At 33.8% G+C, this 2,198-nt stretch carries 2 protein-coding genes; both read right to left on the bottom strand.

Going from position 1 to position 2,198, the window contains the following annotated elements:
* Positions 1 to 118 precede the first annotated feature (118 nt).
* Positions 119 to 952 carry an outer membrane beta-barrel protein gene (locus tag B6A10_RS16125; RefSeq protein WP_188221690.1) on the bottom strand — a complete coding sequence of 278 codons (834 nt, stop codon included), beginning with the start codon at positions 950 to 952 and terminating at the stop codon, positions 119 to 121.
* Positions 953 to 1,034: 82 nt separating this feature from the next.
* Positions 1,035 to 2,198, bottom strand: a 1,164-nt coding sequence (locus B6A10_RS16120) for a T9SS type A sorting domain-containing protein (protein ID WP_188221689.1), incomplete at its 5' end; no start/stop codon positions are given.

The following is a 2,198-nucleotide window of genomic DNA, read 5'->3' as shown; positions in this document are numbered from 1 at the left end:
ATCAGTTGTAAATCAACGACTAAACATACGAAATAACTTATGTTAAACCAAATATAAAGCACAAAAAAAACCGCCTCAGTTTTGAGACGGCTTCTTTTTATTTTTTTCTACAAAAGAATTATTTAAAATTCCATCCCAAAGTAATACCAAAAGCTACAGGGCGTAATTTTGCATCTTTATCGGCACTGTATAACCCATTAGCTTTTCTATCTGAAACAGAATTTGGATTGTAACCAATAAAAGATTTGTCGTCTTTTTGATCTAAAATAGAACCATATCCATTCTCTAAAAACATGGCAGCATACAAAGAATTTTTTACCCCCATATCAAAAGTAAATCCTAGTTCGAACATACTCATGAATACTCCTTTGGTATCATATTCTCCCGTTGCAGTATAATTTCCCTGACCACCAAATCCATATTCCGGCAAATCATCAATATAGAGATTTACATCCGGATAATAAGCTGTTCCGTTTACATAATCAGCTTTGGCCTCCATTTTGTATTTCAAAGGCAAAAAGTATTTTGCCCCAGCTCTAAAATTAAAATCAATCCCCTTATTGATATTTGTTTTATATTGTACAAAAAGAGGAATTTGCAAAGCATGAAGCGTTTGTTTTTCATTGTAATTAGTTGTCGTTACATCGTAAACAAAAGCCGATGTCGAAGGATCAACCTGATAACTGCTTAAAGTTCCTGTATTATTAATCAAAGAAGCTTCTTGTTTGTATTGTGAAAACTCCAATCCTGTTCCTATTCCAATATGATTAGTTAAAGAATAGATATATCCCACTTTTACGGCCGCTCCTAATCGGTTTCCTGTTGAAGTTTCGCTAACATCATTTTGAATATTTCCAATTCCTGATTGAACTCCCACATATAATTGAGCAGAAATTCCCTGAGAAATTAATAAAGCCACACCCCAAATTGCATTTTTCAGACTAAAATTCATTGTTTTTGTTTTTTTCAAATTTAAAGAACATATCCCCAATTTGTTACCAATTAAGGATGCGATACTTTTTTTGATTACTTATTTATTTTTTTACTAATAGGTTTTTTGTGAAAATTTTACCACTTGACAAAGTCATTTTCACAACATAAAATCCCTCAACAACAGGTGCTGTCAAGCTTACTCCATTTTGATTTGTGAATATATCCTGCACCAATATACCTCCAACACTATACACTTCAACATGGGCATTTTGCAATCTTACAGAAGACACATTTGTCAAAAGTTCATAAGAAGCATTTGGCTTAACAGGATTTGGTACAATTTTTATATATTCTTCTTCTATTGTTGGAGATAAAACTAAAGAACAAGTAGTTACTACCATACCATCCAATCTTGTTGCTTTAGCATAATAGATCCCATTTAATGCGCCGTTTTCTTTAAAAAACTGCGAAGTTTGCCCTGGAACCAACTCCCCGTCTTTATACCAAGTATAAGACACAAATTGTTTAGAACTATTATCAAAGAATATAATATCTTCAAACTGTTTTCTGATTAAGTTAGACTGACTGTTTACAACCGTCAAATCAATAGCTGTAGCTGGAAAATAATTATTATTTCCTTCTTGCGATGCTGTTACTGTTGCAAAACCATATCCATTAACCGACAACACACCATTTAAAATTGTAGCAATGTTAGTATCTGACGAAGTATAATTTACTGGCAAACCACTACTGGCAGTTGCTGTTAAAACTGTTGTAGAGCCTGCTTCACAACCTAATCCTAAAGTTTGATTCCAGCTAATAGTCTGATTAGCTTTCGTAATACTAAAATCCTCCCCAACATAACTAATTGAATAATTAGCCCCTGCTGTTAATCCCCCTTGTTGAATTGGATAAGTTCCAACATTCTCACCGGCTACTCTCGTCAACAATCCTGTAAAAGAATCTGTACCAACTAAACTTGGTGAAACACTATATGTAAATACAGGATCGGCTGTTCCGTACACTTTTGTTTGGGAAACATTAGCGGTAACTGTTATTGGTTTAGCCGTAATAGCAAAATCATTAGAAACATAATTAACTGAATAATTTGTTCCTGCTGTTAATGTCCCTTGTTGAATTGCATAAGTTCCAACATTCTCCCCTGTTACTCTCGTCAACAATCCTGTAAAAGAATCTGTACCAACTAAACTTGGTGAAACACTATATGTAAAAGTCGGATCAGCTGTTCCGTACACTTTTGTTTG

The sequence above is a fragment of the Flavobacterium pokkalii genome (assembly GCF_014596575.1).
Taxonomy (GTDB): Bacteria; Bacteroidota; Bacteroidia; order Flavobacteriales; family Flavobacteriaceae; genus Flavobacterium; species Flavobacterium pokkalii.
Note: the sequence above shows the minus strand (reverse complement) of the source record. Positions and strands in the feature narration are given on the sequence as shown.